Below are 21,895 nucleotides of genomic sequence, written 5' to 3' on the forward strand. Positions count from 1 at the left end.
GCGCCTTGCAAATACCCCTTCGCTGGCTACGTTGATAGCAAAACCACAGCACAGGTAAGCCTTCTCCCAACCGACCCATCCGGAAGTGTGTCGGCCCCGCTGAATCCGCTGCACGGCAGCGCGCCTTGAGACAGACGGGATACGGAAATCCGCCATAAGAACAAGGACTTCGCATGAAACGTGGCCTGATGACTCACGTCCTCTCCCGCAGAGGCCGTACGGAATTCCTTTGCCTATCGCTGGCCCTCTTCGTGGGCTTGGTGATCGTCAGCTTCCTGCTGCTCGAAGCCCCCTTGCAGCAATGGCTGGACGGCCTCGGCCCGACCGCGACCGACCCACTGCGCAGCCTGGGCCTGGCTGCCCTGCTGGTGGCCCTGCTGGCGCTGGACGTGGTGCTGCCGGTGCCCTCCAGCATGGTCTCCTTGCTGGCCGTGGCGGCCCTGGGCGCCATTGGTGGCTACCTGGCGATCTTCACCGGCCTTTGCCTGGGCTCGCTGCTGGGCTACTGGCTGGGGGCCGGCTACATCCGCCTGCTCTCGGGTTGGCTGAACCTCGCTGATTGGGACAAGGCCAGCCGCCTGGCCAACCGCATCAACACCCTGTCGCTGATCTGCCTGCGCGGCGTGCCGGTGCTGGCGGAAACCTCCGTGCTCGCCGCCGGCATGCAGCGCTACCCGCTGCGACGCTTCCTGGTCATCACCACCCTGGCCAACGCCGGCCTGGCACTGGTGTACAGTGCCCTGGGCAGCGTTGTCGCCGAGGAGCAGGTGCTGCTCTGGGCAGTGATGGCCAGCATGGTCCTGCCCGGGCTTTTCCTGCTCGGCAAGGGTGCCCTGGCCCGTCGCCAGCCCCGTGCCGCCGAGGCCGGCGAAACCCTGGATGGCCGTTTCACCGTGGCCTACCACTACCCGGTGCATTTCACCGACCACCTGTTCGACCCCGCCAACCCTTGCCTGCATGAGCAACTGACCCAGCGCGGCAGCGCCCCCGTCTCGCTGCTGGCCTTCGCCGATGCCGGCCTGCTCGATGCCGCGCCCGGCCTCGACGAACGCATCACCCGCTACGTGCAAGCCCACGGGGACCTGCGCCTGCTGGCCGCGCCCATCCCGGTGCCGGCCGGCGAAGCAGCGAAAACCGCCGAGGTGCTGCAGCGGCTCTACGCGCAGATGCTCGAACACGGCCTGGACCGCCACTGCTACGTGCTCGCCCTGGGCGGCGGTGCGCTGCTGGACAGCGTCGGCTACGCCTGCGCCACCTTCCACCGGGGCGTGCGCCTGGTGCGCATCCCCACCACCGTGCTGGCCCAGAACGACGCCGGCATCGGTGTGAAGAACGGCATCAACGCCTTCGAGCAGAAGAACCTGCTGGGCGCCTTCCAGCCCGCCGATGCGGTGATCAATGACTTCCAGTTACTGCTCAGCCTGCCGCGCCGCGACCAGTTGGCCGGGCTGGCCGAGGCGGTAAAGGTCGCCGCCATCAAGGACGCTACCTTCTTCGCCTGGATGGAGCAGCACGCCGACGCCCTCGCCCGCTTCGAGCACGCCCCCAGCCGCCACGCCATCCACCGCTGCGCCGAGCTGCACCTGCAGCACATCACCCGCGCCGGCGACCCCTTCGAGCGCGGCAACGGCCGGCCGCTGGACTACGGCCACTGGGCCGCTCACAAGCTGGAGAAACTCAGCCGCCACCGGCTCCGCCACGGCGAAGCGGTTGCCGTCGGCATGGCCCTGGATGCGCTCTACGCCCAGGCCAGCGGGCTGCTGCCCACCTCCGAGCTGGAGCGCCTGCTGCACCTGCTGCTGGGCCTGGGCTTCGACCTCTCCCCGGCGGAACTGACCCTGCGCGACGAACAGGGCCAACTGCGGGTGCTGCAAGGGCTGGAAGACTTCCGCCAGCACCTGGGCGGCGCACTGTCGATCCCCATGCTCGACCGCATCGGCCACGCCGTGGACCTGCACCAGATCGACGACCTGCGCATGGAGCAGGCCATCGAACGCCTCGCCGGGTTCGGCCACCTGGCCTTCGCCCCTGCAGAGGGCGCCCCGTCATGATGGCCCAGGGCTCGCTGCACACCTGGCTGACCCTGGGACGGGTCTCCAACCTGCCCACGGTCTGGACCAACGTCCTGGCTGCCGCATTGATCGCCAGCGCGTCCGGGCCCCATGCCCCGCCCTCGGCCCTGGGCTGGCTCCTGCTGCTGGCGGCAGGGTCCGCGCTGTACCTGGCGGGCATGCTGCTCAACGACCTGTTCGACGCCGACTGGGACAGCCAGCACCAGAACCCGCGCCCCATCGCCCTGGGCCAGGCCAGCCGGCAGCAGGTGCTGCTCGCCAGTGCCGGGCTGCTGGGTATGGCAGCACTGGCCGTGCTCCTGCTCAGCCGCCTCGCCACGCAGCCCCTCTGGCTGCTGGCCAGCGCCGCCGCCCTGGCCGGGCTGATCCTGGCCTACAACCTGCTGCACAAGCACTACCTGCACAGCGTGTGGCTCATGGGCGGCTGCCGTGTTGCGCTTTACCTCACCGCTGCCGCCAGCCTCGGCGCCCCGTCGGCGTCCCTGTGGCTCTGTGCGCTGCTGCTGGGCACCTACATCAGCGGCCTCACCTACGTGGCCCGGCAGGAACACCTCAACCGGCTCACCAGCCTGGTCCCGCTGCTGCTGATGCTCAGCCCGCTGCTGCTGGCCCTCCGGGGAGAGGGCCTGATGTTCTGGCTGATGCTGCTGCTCTGGCTCGGCTGGCTGGGCAAGAACTACCGCCAGCATCTGGCGCGACCCGGCCAGCGCAACGTGCGGGCCTTCATCGGTGCCGGGCTGAGCGCGCTGCCGCTGTACGACGGCATGGTCCTGGCCCTGGCCGACGTGCCCTTGGGCAGCCTCTTCTGCATCGGCGTGTTCCTGCTCCTGCCGCGCCTGCAACGCTGGGTGAAACCGACATGAATCCCACTGCCTGCCTCCTGCCCGACCTGCGCCTCGACAGCGCACGGATCACCGACCTGCGCCAGGCCCTGGTCGCCGCCCTCGACGATGACGCGCGAGCGGCCTGGGAGCTGACCTGCCAGCGCCTGGCCGAACACCCCGATGGCGACACCCTGGCCCTGCTCAGCGGTCGCCTGCGCCGCCAGCTTGGCGAGCAGTACGTACAGGGCCTGCACTGGCGGCGCGGTGAGCTTGGCCGTGCCCTGCTGCTGACCCAGGCCCTGCAGGCCCAGCCAGAAGGCGCCCGCGAAGCGCTGCTGAAGCGCTACTTCGCCTGGGGCGACGACCTGGAGAAGGCCGCCCTGCTGAAGGCGCTGGACTGGCTCGATGGCCACGGCACCTGCCTGGACCTCGCCCTGCAGGCCACCCGCACCAACAGCAGCGACGTGTTCGCCGCCCTGGCCCTGGACAACCCCTACCCCGCCCGCTTTTTCCCCGAGCGCGCCTTCCAGCAGTTGATGCTCAAGGGCGTCGCCATGGAGCTGGACATGCGCCGCGTGCAGGGCCTGGAGGCGCGGCGCAACGGGGTGCTCAACCAACTGGTGCTGGACCAGTTGAACGAACGCCTGGCCGCCGACCGCAGCGCCCTGCCCGGCCTCGCCCAACTGCTGGCCTGGCCCCTGCTGACCCTGGCGCAGATCGCCAGCCTTCAGGCCCACGCCCGCGCCGGCCGGCTGCCGCCCGGCTGGCTGCCCGCCGACTTCCCCCGCACCTGATTCCCCGCACACCGAGAAAGGATGCCCCCATGCCCAGGTACTTCGACCCGCACATTCACATGGTCAGCCGCACCACCGACGACTACCAGAACATGGCCGACGCCGGCATCACCGGCGTCATCGAGCCGGCCTTCTGGCAGGGCCAGGCCCGCACCAGCCTGGGCAGTTTCGTCGACTACTTCGACACCCTGGTGGGCTGGGAGCGCTTCCGCGCCAGCATGTTCGGCATCCACCACTTCTGCACCATCGGCCTCAACCCCAAGGAGGCCAACAACATGACCCTGGCCAACGAGGTGCTGGACATCCTCCCGCGCTACCTGGTCAAGGAAGGCGTGGTGGGCGTCGGCGAGATCGGCTACGACGACATCACCCCCGAGGAGGAGCACTTCTTCGCCCGCCAACTGGACCTGGCCAAGCGCTTCAACCTGCCGGTGCTGGTGCACACCCCGCACCGCGACAAGATCGGCGGCACCCGCCGCACCCTTTCGGTGATCCGCGAGGTGGGCGTCCCCGAGCACCTGGTGCTGATCGACCACCTCAACGAGCTGACCCTGCCCCTGGTGATGGAAAGCGACTGCTGGCGCGGGCACTCCATCTACCCCAACACCAAGATGTCCGAGCAGCGCATGGTGGCGCTGCTGCAGCAGTACGGCACCGAGAAGATGGTGGTCAACAGCGCCGCCGACTGGGGCGTCAGCGACCCGCTGAAGGTGCCCAAGACCGGCGAAGCCATGCGCCAGGCCGGCTTCAGCGAGGCCCAGGTGGAGCAGGTGCTGTTCGACAACCCGGTGGACTTCTTCGCCCAGAGCGGCCAGTTGGACAAGGCCGAAGTCGGCAGCCTGCTGCCCATCGACCAACGCCGCCTGTGGCAGGAAAACTCGGCCCTGCGCGGCCAGGAACCGGTGGTGAAATGAACGGTGCGATGGGATGGACCCCAGCGCAACTGGGTTACTGCGGCAACGTCCACCCGGCCCATGACCTGGAAGCGCTCTGCGCCTCCATCACCGGGCCGTTCCAGGCAGTGCGCCGGCAGCGCGGCCTGGCCGAACAGGACAGCGGCCTGTGGATCAGCGCCCATGCCGCCAGCGAACTGCAGGTGCCGGACCGCCGTCGGGCCTTCCTCGCTCTGCTGCGGCGCTGCGGGCTGCGCCTGACCTCGCTGAACGGCTTCCCCTTCGGGCGCTTCCACGGGGCGGCAGTCAAGGCCGAGGTGTACCAGCCCGACTGGGCCGATCCCCGGCGTCTGGCCTACAGCCTGCTGTTGGCCGAACTGCTGGCCGAAGCTCTGCCGGAGGACTGCGACCAGGGCGTCATCTCCAGCGTCCCCCTGGGCTATCGCGCCCACTGGACGCCGGCCCGTCAGCGGCACGCCGAGAGCCGCCTGCGCCAACTCACCCGGAGCCTGGCCGAACTGCGCCAGCGCACCGGCAAGCACATCCGCCTGTGCCTGGAGATGGAACCGGACTGCGTGCTGGAGCGCACCGAGGAGGCTCTGGCGTTCTTCACCCGCTGGCGCGACACGGACCCGAACTGGCGCCACCTGGCGCTGTGCCTCGACGTGTGCCACCAAGCGGTGCTGTTCGAGGAGGTGGGCGAATCCCTGGTGCAACTGCACCAGGCCGGCATTCCGGTGGGCAAGATCCAACTGTCCAACGCTCTCGCCTGCCAGTTGCCGATTCAGGCGCGCGCCCGGGCCATGGCCCTGGAGCGGCTGGCCGGCTTTGCCGAGGGCGTCTACCTGCATCAGGTGAAGGGCCGCCGCCACGACGGCAGGCTGAGCAGTTGGGTCGACCTGCCCCAGGCCCTGGCCGACCCGGCGCTGCACGCCTGCACGGAGCTGCGCGTGCATTTCCACGTGCCACTGTTCACCGAGCGCTTCCAGTGGCAGGAGCTGCAAGGCACCCAAGCGGCCCTGCACGCGGTGCTCGACACCCTGGCCGCGCACCCTGGGCTGCACCCGGTGCTGGAGGTGGAGACCTACAGCTGGAACGTGCTGCCCGAGGCTCTGCGCCCGGCCAGCGAAACCGCCCTGGCCCAGGGCATCGCCGCGGAACTGGCCTGGGTCGATGACCAGTTGGCCTCGCGCTTCGGGCCGGCCCTGCGCCGGCGGGCGGTGCGCCATGGCTGACCCCAGGCCCCTGCTGCTGGTGGACGTGGTCGGGCTGACCCCGTCCCTGCTCGGCGATAACACCCCCCACATCAACGCCCTGCTCAAGCGTGGGCGCATGGCCGGCCTGCAACCGGTGTTCCCGGCCGTCACCACCAGTGTGCAGGCCTCCATGCTCACCGGCCTGCCGCCTTCGGGGCACGGCATCGTCGGTAACGGCTGGTACTTCCGCGACCAGGCCGAGGTGCGCTTCTGGCTGCAGCCCAATGCCCTGGTCCAGGGCGAGAAGGTCTGGCAGGCCATCGCCCGCCAGTGGCCGGAGTTCCGCTGCAGCCAGCTGTTCTGGTGGTACAACATGTATGCCGACGTTGGCGCCTCCATCACCCCGCGCCCGCACTACCCCGCCGATGGGCGCAAGGTGTTCGGCCTCTACTCGTCCCCCGCCTCGCTGCACGCGGAGATCGAGCAGCGCATCGGCACCTTCCCCTTCCCCAGCTTCTGGGGCCCGATGGCGGGCATCGGCTCCAGCCGCTGGATCGTCGACTGCGCCATGGCCGAGTTCGACCTCAACAGGCCGCACCTGCAACTGGTCTACCTGCCCCACCTGGACTACGACCTGCAGCGCCTCGGCCCACGCCACCCGGAGATCGGTGCCCAGGTGCGCGCCATCGACGCCGAGGTGGGCCGCCTGCTGGACTTCGCCCGCACCCAGGACGCCGCGGTGATGCTGGTGTCCGAGTACGGCATCGAGCCGGTGCAGCAGTCCATCTCCATCAACCGCCTGCTGCGGGCCGAAGGCTGGCTGCAGGTGCGCCGCTCGCTGAGCTGGGAACTGCTCGACCCCGGTGCCAGCGCCGCCTTTGCCGTGGCCGACCACCAGGTGGCCCACGTCTACGTGCGCGAACCCCGCGAGCTGCCCCGGGTCAAGGCGCTGCTGGCGCGCCAACCGGGCATCGAGCGGGTGCTCGACCGTGACGAGCAGCGCGCCTGGCAACTGGACCACCCCCGCGCCGGCGACCTGGTGGCCATGGCCGCGCCCGGCTACTGGTTCGATTACTACTACTGGTTCGACGATCGCCTCGCGCCGGACTTCGCCCGCACCGTGGACATCCACCGCAAGCCCGGCTACGACCCGCTGGAACTGTTCGTCGACCCCGCCATCGCCTTCCCGCGCCTGCGGGTGGCGCGGCGCCTGGCGCAGAAGCTGCTCGGCTTCCGCTACTACATGGACCTGATCCCCCTGGACACCCGCCTGGTACGTGGGAGCCACGGCCGTCTTCCCAGCAGCGACCAGGATGGGCCGCTGCTGATCACCGATTGCGACCTCCCCTTACCGGACCGCCTGCCGGTCACCTCGGTAAAACACCTGCTCCTGCAGTACTTCCTGGGGCATCGCTCTCTCGACAAGGCTTCGGCCAAGGAGACCCCATGCAACGAGCCCTCTCCCTTGCAGTCCTGAGCATCCTGGCCGGTTCGGCCCAGGCCCAGAGCCAACCCTCCTTCGACTGCACCGGCTTCTTCGACTACGGCGGCCATGCCGATGCCCTGCGAACGCAGTTCACCGGCGCACCGGAAGTCACCGCCTGGAACTGGTTCGTCTGCCTCAACCAGCCCGAAATAAAGGGCAGCACCAGCCGCGTCTGGGAGGGCCTCAAGCCCACCGACCAGGTGTTCCTGCCCAACGGTGGCAAACCGCTGCCCTACAACGAGCGCGAACCCACCCCCACCACGGTGCTGAAACAGGCCGAGCAACTGGGCCTGGACACCAAGGCCACCTTCCACAACCTCGACAGCATCCAGCAGGTGGACGGCCTGGTGCTGGAAATGGGCGGCCAGGTGCCGGCGGCGCAGAGGGGCAAGCCGGTGCGCTTCCAGCTGCTGATGGGCCAGGGCACCTTCGACTACATCGTCGACAAGCAGGTCTACAACGTCGATGGCCAGGCCGCGCTGACCGCCAACCTGGCCTTCCCCGCCAACGCCTGGGAGGTGAAGACGGCGTGGATCTGGATCGGCACCGACGCCACCTTCCGCAAGGCCCTGGAGAACGACGGCTACTACATCGCCCAGGCCTACTACCTGAAGAACGGCAGCCAGTACGAGGTGGGCTACGCCGCCCTCAGCGGCATGCACGTGATCAACAAGCTCACCCCCGACTGGGTCTGGACCACCTTCGAGAACCGCAACAACAGCAAGTACACCGTCACCAACGACATCCCGCCCAAGCCGATGACCAACAGCACCGGCCCGACCCCGGCGGCCCAGGCCGCCAACGCCCAGTTCCAGCCGCAGTACGCCGCGCTGGGCCAGTACGAGCTGATCGGCGTGCAGTACATCGCCGGCGGCGAGCCCAAGCTGCTGGCCAACTCGCAGCTGGAGTCGGCCTTCCAGAGCCAGTCCTCGTGCCTGGCCTGCCATGGCACGGCGGCCTTCTCGGCGAAGAAGGGCTACTTCAACTTCGCCCTGCCGTCCCAGGACGGCATCGCCTACCCCGTGGAACCGCTGCCGGAGAGCGCCTTCGCCGGCTACAACCGGCTGGACTACGTCTGGTCGCTCAAGCGCGCCCAGTGGAAACAATAAGGAGCACGAACCATGAGCGTCTTGAACTTCCCACGGCTCTACCTCAACGGGCATTTCTTCTGGAACCCGCCCACGGCCAACAACAACGACCTCTACCCGCTCTACGACGCCGTGAAGATGGACCTGAACTGGCCCTTCCTGGAGCACTTCGGCATCAACCCCGGCAATGCGCGGGACAAGGTCCTGCCCTGGATGATCGCCCCGCTGCCCGAAGCCCAGGTGCCGGACTACGTGCTGCAGGTGCCCAACAACAGCGCCAACAGCGGCCTGCCGCAGATCCCGGCGGAATGGGACCTGTTCGGTGACAACGCCTGCGGCACCGTGGACTACAACGACATCCGCTCGCTGATCATCGGCGGCGAACTGCAGGCCAACAGCTACATCGAGCAGGACCCCATCGTGGGCAAGGGCTTCCAGTTGCTGGGCAACCCCTTCGGCAGCGACAAGCCCACCCCCGCGCGCTTCGTCGACATCAGCCCCTGGCAGAACACCTTCACCGCGCTGTACTTCGACCGCCTGGTGCTGGGCGACGCCACCTGCGGCCTCACGGCCAAGCGCGCCTACCGCATGCTCGACCGCTTCCTCAACTTCAACTGGGGGGCCGTGCAGGGCCTGAACACGGTCACCACCACCTGGCAGACCTGCTTCCCCCGCGAGAACCTGCAGTGGCAACTGGGCGACTCGGCCCTGCTCAAGGCCCTGCAGCAACAGATGGAGGCGCAGAACGCCAAGGGCCTGATGTTCCGCTTCACCACCTACCTGACCTACTACGACCGCAACGGCATCTTCAACGACTACCCGAAGGTGGTGACCCGCACCGGCGGCCCCGGCTGCAAGACCTGCGCGACGGATCCGCAGTGCGCTGACTGCCAGCAGTGCCTGAAGGCCCTGGCCGTGCAGCAGCAGGCGCTGCAGGACATGTACCAGAAGGGGCTGGACAACGTCGCCGACATCTTCTTCAACCCCGCCTACAGCCGTACCGCCGGCGTGCTAGGCCTGTGGTTCGCCGATGAGTACCCCACGGCCCCTGCCGGTCCCCGGCTGGAGCCGGCCAATGCGGTATCCATCCTGTCGCCCATCCCGGGCAATCCCGATGCGCCCCTGTCGATCAAGCTGGGGGTGATCTCCGCCCAGGCCCAGGGCGACCTGCTGACCCTGGACCTCGGTACCGGCTTTCCCTTCTACCCCTTGCCGGAGAGCCAGGCGACCGTGCCGGAGTGCGAGAAGCTCCAGCTGGGCGATTTCCAGGTCGGCATCCAGCAGAACGGCCAGTTCCAGCCCCTGGCCTACCTCGCCTACACCCAGTACGCCCAGGCCGCCTTCGACAAGCGCGCAGGCCTGCTGGACCTGCCCGTGAAGGATGCCGTGGCCAGGACCCAGGCCGGCACCCTGGCCCTGCAGACCCAGGGCGCCAGCCCGGTGCTCGCCGCCCAGCAGCAGATGTGGACCGCCGAAGTGATCGAGAGCGGCACCTTCATCGACGTCGGGGACACCCGCACCCTGCAGATCATGGTGCAGTACGACGGCCGGCCCGCACCGGCCGGCACCACCTTGTGGGTGGCGGAATACAACAACCCCTACATGCTGACCACCAGCAGTTACTTCCTGGCCTTCAGCAACGACCTGGACTTCGGGCTCATCGCAGACGACCCCGCGAACCGCAACAACAACGCCACGCTGCTGCCGCAGTTCGGCGTCACCCAGGCGCCGGCGAGCCTGCTCAGCGAGGGCGCCGGCCGCAGCCTGCAGCAGGTGCTGCCGGCGAGCGACGCCCCGACGACCACAGTCAACTACCAGCACGTCAAGGCCACCCCGGCCGGCGTCAGCCTGGCGCCCTGCCTGCAGTTCGTGCCGTCCATCCCGCGTACGGGCGTGCTGGGTAACGGCGCCACGGTGGACTACAGCCTCACGCAGATCACCACCGACGCCAACGGCATCGCCCAGGTGACGGTCAAGGCTATCGCCGCCGGCTTCCCGACCCTGCGCTTCTTCGTCCAGGACGGCCCCGGCGCCGCGCCTGCGGTGCCCTTCAGCTTCGATTACATGGAGGCCTACACCGACTTCCTCGCGCCCTTGCGGGTGCTGCCGGACGAGCCCGGGTTAATGGGCGAGTTCGTCGCGGCCTGGAACCAGGTGTGCAAGCTCACGGACGCGCGGGTGCAGATCTGGGAGGGCTTCATCTACCCGCGCATCTTCGAGCCGTTCTATTACCTCTACCCGATCATGGACAAGTACATGCCGCTGAACTCCCTGCAGCGCATCGAGGGCGCCATCGACCAGTTGATCCGCCTGGTCAGCAAGCCCTACCAGGAGGAAAGCACCCTTGCCATGCCCATCACCCGTGACCTGCCGCAGAGCCGGCGCGCGGTGCTGGAACGCTGGGCCAACGAGCTGGTGAAGCTCAACTACCCGCCACGGCCCCTGACCTGAACCGTCGTTGACCTGGAACCCGCAGGCGGGCCGGCACCGCTCGCCCGCCCTGCCGTTACGAAGGAGAGTCCTCATGAAGAAAGTCCATCTGCTTGCCTGGCTGCTGCCCCTCGCACTGCTCGGCCAACCCGCCCTCGCCGCCGATGACGCCCCCAACGTGTTCTTCACCAACGGCGTGCACAACACCTACGAGTGCGACGCCAGCAACGGCAACTGCATCGCCGAGCGCAAACCCGGCGAGCCCAGCGACCCGTTCTTCCCCGCCACCTGGGTCAGTGACTGGACCATGTTCCGTGTCACCCAGAACTACGAGAAGAACCCGCCGCCCTACAGCAATCCGCCCAGCACCCTCAAGCCCGCCGACTACACCGTCTCCAAGGGCACCAGCTACTACGACACCACCTACATCCCCGCCGATGGCGACGGCTACGGCGCGATGATGGAGCACTACGAGAAGTACTGCCTGCCGATCTTCCCGATCAAGGACAACAACTACACCTGCTCCTTCGTCTCCCTGGGCAACAAGGCCTACTTCCTCACCTACGAGGACCGGCCCAAGACCATGCCCGAGTGCTGCGCCTTCTCGCCCATGAACCACCCGGCGCGGCAGGACTTCATCCAGCACCTGCCCTACAGCCCCACCCGCAGCCAGAACCTGGACGGCAGCGTGCAGGCCTATGCACTGGACGTGCAGTCGCCCCAGGGGCCGATCCTGTTCGGCTACGCCTTCTACAAGGACGCCACCCGCGCCGCGCCCGGCCAGCCGCTGTTCCGCCACCCGCAGTCGTTCTACTTCTCCGGGGATGCCAGCGTCGCCAACGCGCCCATCGTCAGCCAGAACTACGTGAACTTCCGCATCGAGAAGCCCGACCCGGCCAAGACCTGGGACCAGGTGGCCAAGAAGTGCCCGGTCAACCCCGAGCCCTGCCAGTTGTTCAACCCGCCGTCGCCCCAGGCCAACGGGGCCAAGGCGCAGTGGAACCAGCTGAAATCCATGCAGCCCTGACCGGCAAGGAGCGCCACCATGAACCCGACCTTCCGCTACGCCGGCTCCGCCCTGCTGCTGGCCAGTGCCCTTGCCTGTCAGGCCCGTGAGCAGCCCCAGGCCGCCGTCACCGGCACCACCCCGGCCTGCCAGCCGCCCACCAGTGCACCGGCTCCTACTGCCGCCCAGGCCGATTTCGACCGTTACAGCTGGCAGCTCTTCATCGCCCTCAACTGGCCGGTGCAGGCCGGCCAGCGCGGCCAGCCGGATTGCAACCGGCCCCTGGGCTCCCCCGGGCCCACCGTGTGGCAGAGCTACAAGGACGTGAACGAGATCTTCCTGCCCAACGGCCAGAATCCCGGGCCCTGGAACAGCCCGATGAGCGCCCGCAGCCTGGGCATGATCAACATCGCCGCGCTGAAGAACACTTCCGTGGTGCAGTTAGTGGACCAGGCCGTGGGCGGCTGGCTGATCGACCAGCGCGGCAACCCCACCTACTACGACATTGCCGCCAACGAGGTCTCATACGACTACATCGTGCAGAACCGCTTCTACGACCTGAGCGTGGTGAGCCAGGCGCGCAACATCGCCTTCCCCGCCCAGGCCACCGAGATCAAGGCTGCCTGGCGGGTGCTGACGCCCCAGGACAATGCCGCGCGCTACTTCACCACCCGCGCCCAGGTGGCGCAGTTCAACAGCCAGGGCGTTGCCACCGGCACGACCGTGGAAGCCACTCTGGGCCTGGTGGGGCTGCACATCATCGTCAAGGCACCGGGCTACCCGCAGTGGGTCTGGTCCACTTTCGAGCAGGTGGACAACGTGCCCGGTGGCAGTGGCAGCGCCAGTCCGTACAGCTACTACGATGCCAGCGCCCCGGCGAGCAGCGTCAACCAGTCGCCCTGCACCTGGCAGCAGCAGGACAGCAACCTGGTCTGCGTTCCCAAGCCTGGCACCACCTTCCAGACCCCCGACCCGCTGACCCGTGTCACCCCCATCGCCAGTGACACGGCAGCGGTCAACGCCCAGTACCAGCAGAACGTGCAGCAGAGCGTGCTGCGCTACTACCAACTGGTCACCACCCAGCGCCCGCTGATGCCGGACAACCCCGGCAACCCACTGGGCCAGCCGACGCCGGCGCTGTCCGCCAACGTCACCATGGAGAGCTACATCCAGCCCAACAGCAGCTGCATGAACTGCCACTCCATGGCTACGGCGAGGAACAGCCCCTACAAGTCCGACTACTCCTACCTGTTCAAATTCGCCAAGGCGCCCGCCTCGGCCGCTCTCAACAAGGACGAGGAATGAGCCCATGAGCATCCTGAACGGACCCCGACTGAACTTCTGGGGCGGCATCCGCACCGACGTGAGCCTGCCCAACAACAAGCCGACCATTCCCATGGGCCCCGACGACTCGCAGACCCTCGACCTGTTCGACATCCCCAACTCCCAGGTGGCTCCCGAAGCCCAGGGCTACAGCGACGACGAACTCAACGACCTGATGAACGCGCCTGCCGGCAGGTACTACACCGCCGGGGGCTGGAACCATTACGGCCAGCATGTGGTGGACCTGCAGAACGTGCTGATCAGCTCCCAGGGCACCCCCGGCGCCATCAGCACCACCGGTGACCTGGTTGGCCAGCCGGTGTACCTGCTCGGCTCGGTGGACCCGGTGACCGGCCAGGCTCCGGTATCCGGCCCGATGATGGTGGACCTGGATCCAACCGGCTCCATCTCCACCCAGATCTACATCGGCGGCCTGCAGATCGGCGGCACCACCGACCCGCAACTGGTGATCCATGCCAACGTGGTGGCCAGCAGCTTCGACCTGGCCAAGCGAATCCTGGAGCGCATCGACGATGCGCCGGGCTCCTGCGTCATCAGCGGCACCTTCCAGGTCACCTTCCCGCTGAGCGCCATCGTCAGTTGGAACCAGAACAGCGCGGCCCTCAAAAGCCTGATCGAAGCCCCCGGCGCCACGGGCCTGGTCCTGCGCTTCGTGATGTTCGAGATGTGCCCCGGCATGACCACTGCCGAGTTGGACGCGGACTATGCCGCCGGCCGCTACACGCCAAACCCGAGCATCGGCCGGGTCATCGGTACGCTGGCCCCGGCGTTCGCCGGTGAGCCGCAGATCTGCCCGGCCGGCCGTTCGCTGTTCAACGCCGACACCGGCGGCGCGGGCTATGCCCAGGTGGTGCCCGCCAGTGCACCAGGTCATTGCGGTTGGCTGAGTCTGGACATGGTCAACCTGATTCCCAAGGCGACTTTCCGCGCCGACCGCACCGACATCACCAGCCCCATCGGCCCCAATGCCGACTACGGCCCGGTGACCATCACCGCCGGGGGTTTGACCCTGGCCACCCTGCCCGCCGACTCGGCGTTGCTGCAGCAGTACTACGTCTACGGTGGCCTGGTGGACATTCCCCTGCCCCACCCGGCCTGCGAACTGGCCAGCACCACGGCCCTGGGCATGCACGCCCCCAACATGGTCTCCGGCACCCAGCTGCAGGTCAGCGAAACCCCAATGCGCATCTACAGCGACCAGCGCAACCTGTACATGGACGACTACCCCGATGGCCTGGAACTCACCCTGCAGGTGCGTTACCTCGGCGGGCCGCTGCCGCAGGCCACGTCGATCAGCTTTAGCGCAGGGCCCGCCGGCATCCTCGCCGATCCCTCGAACTGGGACCTGTTGCAGTACCCCGCTGACCCGGTAACGGTCGAGTCCGGACAGACGGAAGTGAAGGTGTCCCTCTCACGCAAGAGCGACACCTCGGCGGAGGCTGGCTACACCTCCCTGGCCTATAGCCTCGGCACCTCCAACGGCTTCACCAACTTCCGTTTCTACTCCCACACCGGCTTCGGCATCCCCGCTGGCAGCACCGTCACCTGGGACCAGGTCTACCCGGCGGTGCTGCGCTTCCACTACCTGGCCTTCCCTGCCATGTCCCGCTACATCCCGCTGAACCAGCAGGACGCGATCTGGAATGCACGGCAGGCGATCCTCGCGCGTACCGACGACGCCTACAAAGGCACCACGCTGTACATGCCGGTGGTGCGCTCCATGTCGCCGTGCCAGCGGGCGCTGCTCAAGGCCTACCTCACCGGCAGCCCCTGGCAACCCCCGGCAGCCTGAGGAGGAGCCGCCATGACCATCCATATCCCCTTCAACCCTCGCGACGCCGTGCGCAGCAGTACGGTGATTGCCGAGGGGCTGCTCAACCCCCGGGGCCTGTGCGTAGAAGAAGACGGCAGCCTGCTGCTGGTGGAGGCCGGTTCCGGACACGCCGACCAGCCCCTCAGCGGGCGTATCAGCCGCCTGCGACCGATGCCGGGCCTCTCCGGCCATTACCAGGCACCGGAGGTGATCGCCGAGGGCTTCCGCTCCATGAACATGCAGGTGCGCATGCTGCGGGACGAGATCATGGGGCTGTCCGACGTGTGCTGTGACGGCGGGCGTTGCCTGGCCAGCCTCACCGACTACGTGGACGGTTCGCGCATCCTCGACCTCGGCCAATCGCCGCCTGCCATGCTGTTCCGCAGCCGGGGCAACCTCAACGCGCTGTGCTACCACCCGGGGCGCCGCAGCTGGCTGTCGGTCAAGCCGGATACCAACCAGGTGGTGGAGTTCGTCGAAGGCTATGACGAGCGAGTGCTGGTCCAGTTGCCGGACCTGGCCCAGGGCCAGGAAGCGGTGCCGGTGACCCTGGTGCACGAGCCGGCCACCGGTGCGCTGCTGGTGACGCTGTTCTCCGGCGAGTTGCGCCGCGACCCGGCGTTGCGCGGCGTGGAGTTCGCCGACCACGCCGGGCAGGTGATCCGCGTCTGGCCCGAGGACGGCCACATCGAGACGGTGGTGTTCGGCCTGCAGTTACCCACCGGACTGGCACTGACGAAGGACGGCAACCTGCTGGTCCTGGAGCTGTGCCAGCGCCTGCTGCAACCGCTGACGCCGGACTGGGCCGGCGCGGCCTGGCACGGCGGGTTCGAGCGCTTCAGCGGGCGCCTGCTGCACTGCGACCTGGGCCGTGGTGCGGTTGCGGTGCTGGCCGAAGGGCTGGATACACCGTCCAACCTCTGCCTGCTGGCCGATGCGGTGCTGGTCAGCGAGGGCATGGGCCTCAGCGGTCGGCCGCTGCCGACGCCAGGCGCAGGCACCGCCCCCCTGGACGGACGCATCCGCCGCATTCCCCTGACCGGGCTGGGCTGATCAGCGCGCCTTGGCCAGGTCCCGGACGATTTCGTCGGCCAGTTCGGCGGCGACATCGTCCAGGTTGCGGTCCAGGGCTCGGCGCTCCAGCAGGAACTTGGCGGCTGCCACCTGGGGGTTGCGTGTAAGCAACGCACCGGGCAGGCGCCCGGAACGGTCCTGGGCGGCCAACTGACGCCACTCGCCCGCTGCCAGATCGCTGATCCACACCTGAGCCTCGACGCTGCTGGCGCCGGCGCCGAAACCCACCGCCGTGCGCACCAGACGCCGACCACCCTGGCTGGCGACCTGACCCTGGATCAGCCAGCCGCTCTGTGGCAAGGGTTGGCGATCATCCAGATGCAGCACCTGCACCTGTCGCGCAGCGAGGGCCTGCTGCAACGCTGTGCCCAACTGGCCGGCGCGCTCACGCTGCTGGGCATCTCCGGGGTTTGCCGCCACGAAGTCGGCAAGGTAGAGCGGCGGCGCGGCGAGCGTGGCGACGGGCAACGACAGCACGGCGGCAAACAGGATCGAGCGCATGAAGGAACCCCAAGGGGACTGGAGGAACGCAGCCTGAGCGAACGCCGGGCGCCTGTCGAGGGCGGCCCGGCGAAGCGCGGTGCAGCCGGCGTGAACGGCATTATCCGGCGGCAGGCTCACCGGACACGTCACGCTGGCGACTGCAGGAACGTCCACCCGTCTTGGCCTCGTAGAGCGCCGCATCCGCCGCCTTGAGCAGGTCGGGCGGCGTCAGGTGCCGGTGTGCTGCCGGTTCGGCAGGCGCGAAGCTGGCAACGCCGATGGAGACTGAGACCTGCCCCTTGTCGCTGGCCGAGTGCGGGATGCCCAACAGCGCCACCTCCTGGTGGATGTGCTCGGCAACCTCCCAAGCGCCATCGGCTCCCGTATCCGGTAACAGCAGGGCGAACTCCTCGCCGCCGTAGCGCGCCACCAGGTCGATTGCACGCTTGGCGCAGCGGCGCAGAGCCGACGACACCAGCACCAGGCACTGGTCGCCCTGGATGTGGCCATAGGTGTCGTTGTAGCGCTTGAAGAAATCGATATCGAGCAGCACCAGGGACACCTCGCCACCGGAACGGCTGGCGCGGATGCATTCGCGCTCCAGGGCTGCATCGAGGGTGCGCCGGTTGGACAGCCCGGTGAGGCCGTCGGTCTGGGCCAGTACGTTGAGGCGGTCCAGGGCCTGCTTGAGCCTGAGGTGGGTGCCGGCCCGGGCGGCGACGATGGCCGGACGAATGGGCTTGGCGATGAAATCCACGGCACCCAGGGCCAGGCCGGCCTCCTCCATGTCGCCTTCGGTGTGGCTGGTGATGAAGATCACCGGGATTTCCTCCAGTACCGGGTCCTTCTTCAGCGCCTCGCAGACCTGGAAACCGCTCATGCCAGGCATCTCCGAGTCGAGGATGATCAGGTCCGGAAAGCTCTCACGGGCGATGCGCAGGCCCTCCTCCCCGGAGGTGGCGAAGCGGATCTGACCCAGCCCATTGAGGGCCTTGCTCAGCGCGCGGATGGCCAGGGTGTCGTCGTCTACCAGGAGGATGATGGCTTCATGCATGTTCGCTGCCCTCGTTGCCAGTCAGTCCATGAGCCGCCAGGATGCCCAGTGCCTGGTCGAATTGCAGGTCGTCCACCGCCTTCCAGGCGGCGTCCGCCAGTGCCTGACCGCCCTTTGCCACCAAGGCCGCCACGGCGTCGGGAAAGGTGTCGATGGCCGCCATGTCACGCCCCCGCAACTGGCTGATCAGCGCCGCCAGGGCCTGCTCGGTCTCGTCGCTGTCCTGAGACCCGGGTGCGGGGGCATGCTGCTGAGCCTCCAGATGGGGCGCGGCTGCCGCACGCAGGGCCACCAGGGCTTCGGACACCTGCTGCAGGGCCAGACGCTGTTCGGCGCCGCTGGCCTGCTTGCGGATGCTCGACTCGCCATCGCCACAAGCCCGGTGCAAGGCCATGGCCCCCAGCAGGCCGGCGGAGCCCCGCAACTTGTGCAGCTTGCTGACCAGGGCCGCTGCATCGCGGCTGAGCAGTTGCTGGGCGAGTCGGGTGTCCTCGAGGTCGGCGAACTCGTTGAGCAGCTTGTTCAGTGACCCGAGGAACAGTTGGATGTCGTTGCCCAGACGGTTGGCGGCCTCCCGGGCGTCAATACCGGGAATCACCGGCCAGGTCTGGTCGCCCAGTGGTTCCAGACGTGCAGACAGGTTGCGCACGGGCAGCGGCTCCAGGCGGAACTGCTCGATAAGCCGACGCAGGGTGCGGATCAGCGAAGCCGGCTCCAGGGGTTTGGAGAGGAACTCGTCCATGCCGGCCGCCTCGGCCTGGCGGCGCTCCTCGGCCAGGGCTCCGGCGGTCAGAGCGATCACCGGCAGGCGGGTCAGGCCAAGCTGCGTGCGCACAATGCGGGTGGCTTCGTAGCCGTCCATTTCCGGCATCTGCACGTCCATCAGCACCGCGTCGTAGCGCTCCGGTGCCTGCTCGAGGCGCTGCACCGCCTCACGCCCGTTCATGGCGGTGTCCACCTCGGCCCCCTGCTGACCAAGCAGCAGGCTGGCCACTTCGAGGTTGATCTCGCTGTCGTCCACCAGCAGCAGGCGGGTGCCCTCCAGCCAGCGGGTGGAGAGGGTGTCCAGGTCGGTGCCGAGCATGATCTTGTCGGTGTTGCCGACGTGGCGAACCACCGCCGAGTTGACCGCATTGAACAGGCTGGAGCTGTCCACCGGTTTGCGCAGGGCCTGGTCCACCAGTCCGCTCCCGGCCGCCCGCACATAGCCGTCGAGTTCATGGGCTGAGACCAACAGGCTGCTGGGCAGGCGGTTCGCACCGAGGGTGCGGGCGCTTTCCTCCAGTACGGCGACACCGTCGAGCCCCGGCATCTGCCAGTCCACCAGCAGCACGTCGGGCAACTGCAGGCCGTGCTGCATGCGCTCGCCCAACAGGTCGAGCAGCGCTTCGCCGCTGTCCAGCGTGCGTACCCGCCAGCCGAGACCGCGACAATGACGTGCCAGTTGCTGGCGGTCGGCTTCGCTGTCGTCGACCACCACCACTTCGAGACTGCGTGCGGTGGCCGTGGCGTCGAGGTCGGTCTGGGCAATCTCCATCGGGACACAGACCCAGAATTCACTGCCCTGCCCCAGTTCGCTGCGCACCCCGGCGCTGCCGCCCATCTGCTCGGCCAGGCCACGCACCACGGAGAGCCCCAGCCCAGTGCCGCCGAACCGTCGGGTGGTGGAGGTGTCGGCCTGGGTGAAGGGCGAGAACAACTGGTCCACCACGTCGGCGGCGATACCGCAGCCGGTGTCGATCACCGTGAGGCTTACACGGGCGCGGGCAGTCCCCTCCTTCTGGCAGGCGACGCGGACGGTGATGCCGCCCGTAGCGGTGAACTTCATGGCGTTGCCCACCAGGTTCATGAGGATCTGGCTGATCCGCAGGGAGTCCCCCATGACCTGGCCGGGCAGCTCGTCGAGCCCTTCCAGGGTGAAGTCCAGGCCTTTGGCCTCGGCCTGCGGCGAGAACAGCTCGCCCAGCTCCCGCAGCACCTGGCGCAGGCTGAAAGGCCGGCTTTCCAGGCGCATCTCGCCGGCCTCGATCTTGGCGATGTCGAGGATGTCGTTGATGATCCCCAGCAACGAACGCCCGGCAATCTCCAGCTTGCCCAGCAGGTTGCGTTGTTCTTCATTGAGCGGGGTGCTCTGCAGCAGATGGGCGACGCCGATCACGGCGTTCATCGGTGTGCGGATCTCATGGCTCATGTTGGCCAGGAACAGGCTCTTGGCCGCGTTGGCGCGCTCGGCGGCCACGGTGGCCGCACGCAGCTCTTCGCTGGAGCGCAGGCGCTCGGTGATGTCCTGGGCGATGCTCAGGTAACCGATGGCTTCGCCCTCGGCGGTGCGGATGGCAGTCATGATCATCGACACCGGGACGGCGCTGCCATCCTGGCGGATGTAGGTCCATTCGCGGGTTTCCGCGCCCTCGTTGTCGGCCTTCAGGCACAGCACCTCCAGCCCCTGTACCACCCGCCCGACCTCGGCACTCAGGGCTTCGCCGCGTCGGCTGATCTCGTCCTGTTCGTGGAGCGAGAGGATCGACAGCATCCCCACCGCATCACCGCTCTGGTAGCCCAGCAGGCGCTCGGCACCACGGTTGAACACCATGATGGTGCCCTCGGTATCGGTGGCGATGATGGAGACCTCGGAGGAGGCATTCAGGACACCCTGCAGCAGGCCCGCCAGTCGCGACAGCTCGGCAGTGCGCTGGCTCACCTGCTGTTCGAGTCTGGCGTTGAACTCCTTGAGGTAGCGTTCCGCGCGCAAGCGGTCGCTGATGTCATGCATCAGTTTGGCGGCGGCGAGAATCTCGCCGTCCGACTCACGGATCAGGCTGCAGGTGATGGCGACATCGATCAGGTGGCCCTGCTTGTGCCGTCGTTGGGTCTCAAGGGTGGAACCCAGTTCGCCACGGGCGACCCGTTCCAGCAGGTCCTCATCCTCGGAGATGCGCTCGGGCGGCAGCAGCAGCGGCGCCAGCGGCCGGCCGATCACCTCGTCGGCGCTGTAGCCGAACATCTGCTCGGCGGCGGGGTTCCAGGTGACGATGGTGCCATCCAGGGCTTCGCCGATGATGGCGTCCCGGGAGTTCTCGACGATGGTGGCAAGGCGCGCCTGTTGCGCGGCAATGGTCTTCTGCCGCTGGCGCGAGACCAGCAGCGCACCGGTCATGCCGGTGAGCAGCAGGCCGGCCAGCGCAACAAGTCCGAATACACGCTCCGGGCTGGTCAGCTCCAATGACTGGATGAAGGCTGGCGACGAGGCGACCTCGAACCGCCAGGTGCGCCCATAGACTTCTCGATCGAATGTGACCGTGAATGCGGCGTCACTCGTTTCGTTGGGGCTCGAGTCGAACAGCAGGTGCGATGTGCCGCCCCCCACAACGTCATAAAGGGTCAGACGCAGGCTCTTCGCCTGCAGCACGTCGATGAAGCGCATCACCTCCCGTATGGACAACGGCGCATAGGTCCAGCCAAGCGTTTCCCGTTGCCGCTCCTCGACCGTGGGCGGCGTGTTGGGTGAGGCGTACACCGGGACCAGCAGGAGGAAGGCACGAGACGGCTCCGCCGACTCCTGCACCAGAACGAGGGGCGCGGTCAGGGTCGCTTGGCCTGTTTCCATTGCAGTGACGGCAGCTTGTCGGCGGCGTGTCTCGGAGGCCAGGTCAAACCCCAGCGCTTGCAGATTCAGGTGCTCCGGTTCCACGTACTCGATGACGAAGCGTTCCCCTTTGTGCGGGACCAACTGGCGTAGCATGAAATCGGGCCGGCCCTCGGCGCGGACACGCTTCAGGAAGGCAGCCTCGTCCTCCAAGGGAACACGCCTGACGAACCCGAAGCCCCGTGCGCCCGGAAACTCCTTTTCGATGTCCCGGACCTGGCTGAACCGATGCATCAGGTCCCGCGTTACGTTGGGCAGCTGCAGCATGTAGATGGCACCGCGGATGCTGCGTAGCCGATAGGTGTAAATGTCCAGACGGCCGACCAGATCGTGCTCGATCAGCTTGCCCTCGCTCAACAATGCCTGATTGATGAGTTCATCGTTGCGCACCGCCTGCTGGTAGCTGGCGAACAGGCCGACGAGCAGACAGACGGCCAGTACGCCGAGCATCCACAGAATCACGCGCGCTTTCTTGACAACCATTTCTTCCACCCGGTCCCCCCTGGCGATCGAGCTTGAATGAACCATGCCAGGGCTTTTGTTCCAGCCTAGGCGCTGCCGGACAAAATACAGGGCTCTCTTTCGGGCAATTGACGGTCGTCATGTCGGCCCAGTCCTAAAACACGTCGTTCATGCGGCGGAGAAGCCCTGTCGCCACCCTAGACTGGTTGCCGACGCAGCTTCCCCGGTGG

General features: G+C 67.7%; 15 protein-coding genes. 12 read left to right on the forward strand and 3 right to left on the reverse strand.

Annotated elements, in window-relative coordinates:
• Positions 1-173 precede the first annotated feature (173 nt).
• The 12 genes from A7D27_RS04750 to A7D27_RS04805 all read left to right on the forward strand — a co-directional run bounded on the left by A7D27_RS04750 (position 174) and on the right by A7D27_RS04805 (position 15,999).
• Positions 174-2,051 carry a 3-dehydroquinate synthase gene (locus A7D27_RS04750; RefSeq protein WP_069564225.1) on the forward strand — a complete coding sequence of 626 codons (1,878 nt, stop codon included), beginning with the start codon at positions 174-176 and terminating at the stop codon, positions 2,049-2,051.
• Positions 2,051-2,935 carry a UbiA family prenyltransferase gene (locus A7D27_RS04755; protein WP_069560741.1) on the forward strand — a complete coding sequence of 295 codons (885 nt, stop codon included), beginning with the start codon at positions 2,051-2,053 and terminating at the stop codon, positions 2,933-2,935. The genes A7D27_RS04750 and A7D27_RS04755 overlap by 1 nt, the downstream gene beginning before the upstream one ends.
• Complete coding sequence (locus A7D27_RS04760; RefSeq protein ID WP_069564226.1) at positions 2,932-3,690, forward strand: EboA domain-containing protein; 759 nt, start codon at positions 2,932-2,934, stop codon at positions 3,688-3,690. The genes A7D27_RS04755 and A7D27_RS04760 overlap by 4 nt, the downstream gene beginning before the upstream one ends.
• A 29-nt stretch (positions 3,691-3,719) precedes the next feature.
• Positions 3,720-4,604, forward strand: coding sequence for a TatD family hydrolase (locus tag A7D27_RS04765; protein ID WP_069560656.1), 885 nt, complete (start codon positions 3,720-3,722; stop codon positions 4,602-4,604).
• The gene (gene eboE / locus A7D27_RS04770) at positions 4,601-5,818 is read left to right on the forward strand and encodes a metabolite traffic protein EboE (RefSeq protein ID WP_069564227.1); all 1,218 of its coding nucleotides are present in this window, start codon (positions 4,601-4,603) and stop codon (positions 5,816-5,818) included. Before A7D27_RS04765 ends, eboE begins: the two co-directional genes overlap by 4 nt.
• Positions 5,811-7,256: an alkaline phosphatase family protein gene (locus tag A7D27_RS04775; RefSeq protein ID WP_069564228.1), complete on the forward strand. Its 1,446-nt coding sequence runs from the start codon at positions 5,811-5,813 to the stop codon at positions 7,254-7,256. Before eboE ends, A7D27_RS04775 begins: the two co-directional genes overlap by 8 nt.
• Positions 7,226-8,374 carry a hypothetical protein gene (locus A7D27_RS04780; RefSeq protein WP_069564229.1) on the forward strand — a complete coding sequence of 383 codons (1,149 nt, stop codon included), beginning with the start codon at positions 7,226-7,228 and terminating at the stop codon, positions 8,372-8,374. The genes A7D27_RS04775 and A7D27_RS04780 overlap by 31 nt, the downstream gene beginning before the upstream one ends.
• Positions 8,375-8,386: 12 nt before the next feature.
• Positions 8,387-10,804 carry a hypothetical protein gene (locus A7D27_RS04785; protein WP_069564230.1) on the forward strand — a complete coding sequence of 806 codons (2,418 nt, stop codon included), beginning with the start codon at positions 8,387-8,389 and terminating at the stop codon, positions 10,802-10,804.
• A 73-nt stretch (positions 10,805-10,877) separates the two neighbouring features.
• On the forward strand, positions 10,878-11,810 hold the full coding sequence (locus tag A7D27_RS04790; protein ID WP_083265522.1) for a hypothetical protein: 933 nt from the start codon (positions 10,878-10,880) through the stop codon (positions 11,808-11,810).
• Between the two features lie 18 nt (positions 11,811-11,828).
• Complete coding sequence (locus tag A7D27_RS04795) at positions 11,829-13,094, forward strand: hypothetical protein (protein ID WP_069560661.1); 1,266 nt, start codon at positions 11,829-11,831, stop codon at positions 13,092-13,094.
• 4 nt (positions 13,095-13,098) lie between these two features.
• Positions 13,099-14,925, forward strand: coding sequence for a hypothetical protein (locus A7D27_RS04800; protein WP_069564231.1), 1,827 nt, complete (start codon positions 13,099-13,101; stop codon positions 14,923-14,925).
• Between the two features lie 12 nt (positions 14,926-14,937).
• Positions 14,938-15,999 (forward strand): hypothetical protein, encoded by a 1,062-nt coding sequence (locus tag A7D27_RS04805; protein WP_069564232.1) that lies wholly within the window; start codon positions 14,938-14,940, stop codon positions 15,997-15,999.
• Here A7D27_RS04805 and A7D27_RS04810 read toward each other — a convergent pair whose 3' ends face one another.
• The 3 genes from A7D27_RS04810 to A7D27_RS04820 form a co-directional block, all read right to left on the reverse strand.
• A complete protein-coding gene (locus A7D27_RS04810; RefSeq protein WP_069564233.1) occupies positions 16,000-16,521 on the reverse strand; it encodes a DUF4410 domain-containing protein in 522 nt (173 codons plus the stop codon).
• A gap of 100 nt (positions 16,522-16,621) precedes the next feature.
• On the reverse strand, positions 16,622-17,557 hold the full coding sequence (locus A7D27_RS04815) for a diguanylate cyclase (RefSeq protein ID WP_069560665.1): 936 nt from the start codon (positions 17,555-17,557) through the stop codon (positions 16,622-16,624).
• Positions 17,550-21,686 carry a CHASE domain-containing protein gene (locus A7D27_RS04820; protein WP_139131104.1) on the reverse strand — a complete coding sequence of 1,379 codons (4,137 nt, stop codon included), beginning with the start codon at positions 21,684-21,686 and terminating at the stop codon, positions 17,550-17,552. Before A7D27_RS04820 ends, A7D27_RS04815 begins: the two co-directional genes overlap by 8 nt.
• Between the last annotated feature and the right edge of the window lie 209 nt (positions 21,687-21,895).

The sequence above is a fragment of the Pseudomonas sp. 1D4 genome (genome assembly GCF_001728925.1).
In the GTDB taxonomy this organism is placed as follows: Bacteria; Pseudomonadota; Gammaproteobacteria; order Pseudomonadales; family Pseudomonadaceae; genus Metapseudomonas; species Metapseudomonas otitidis.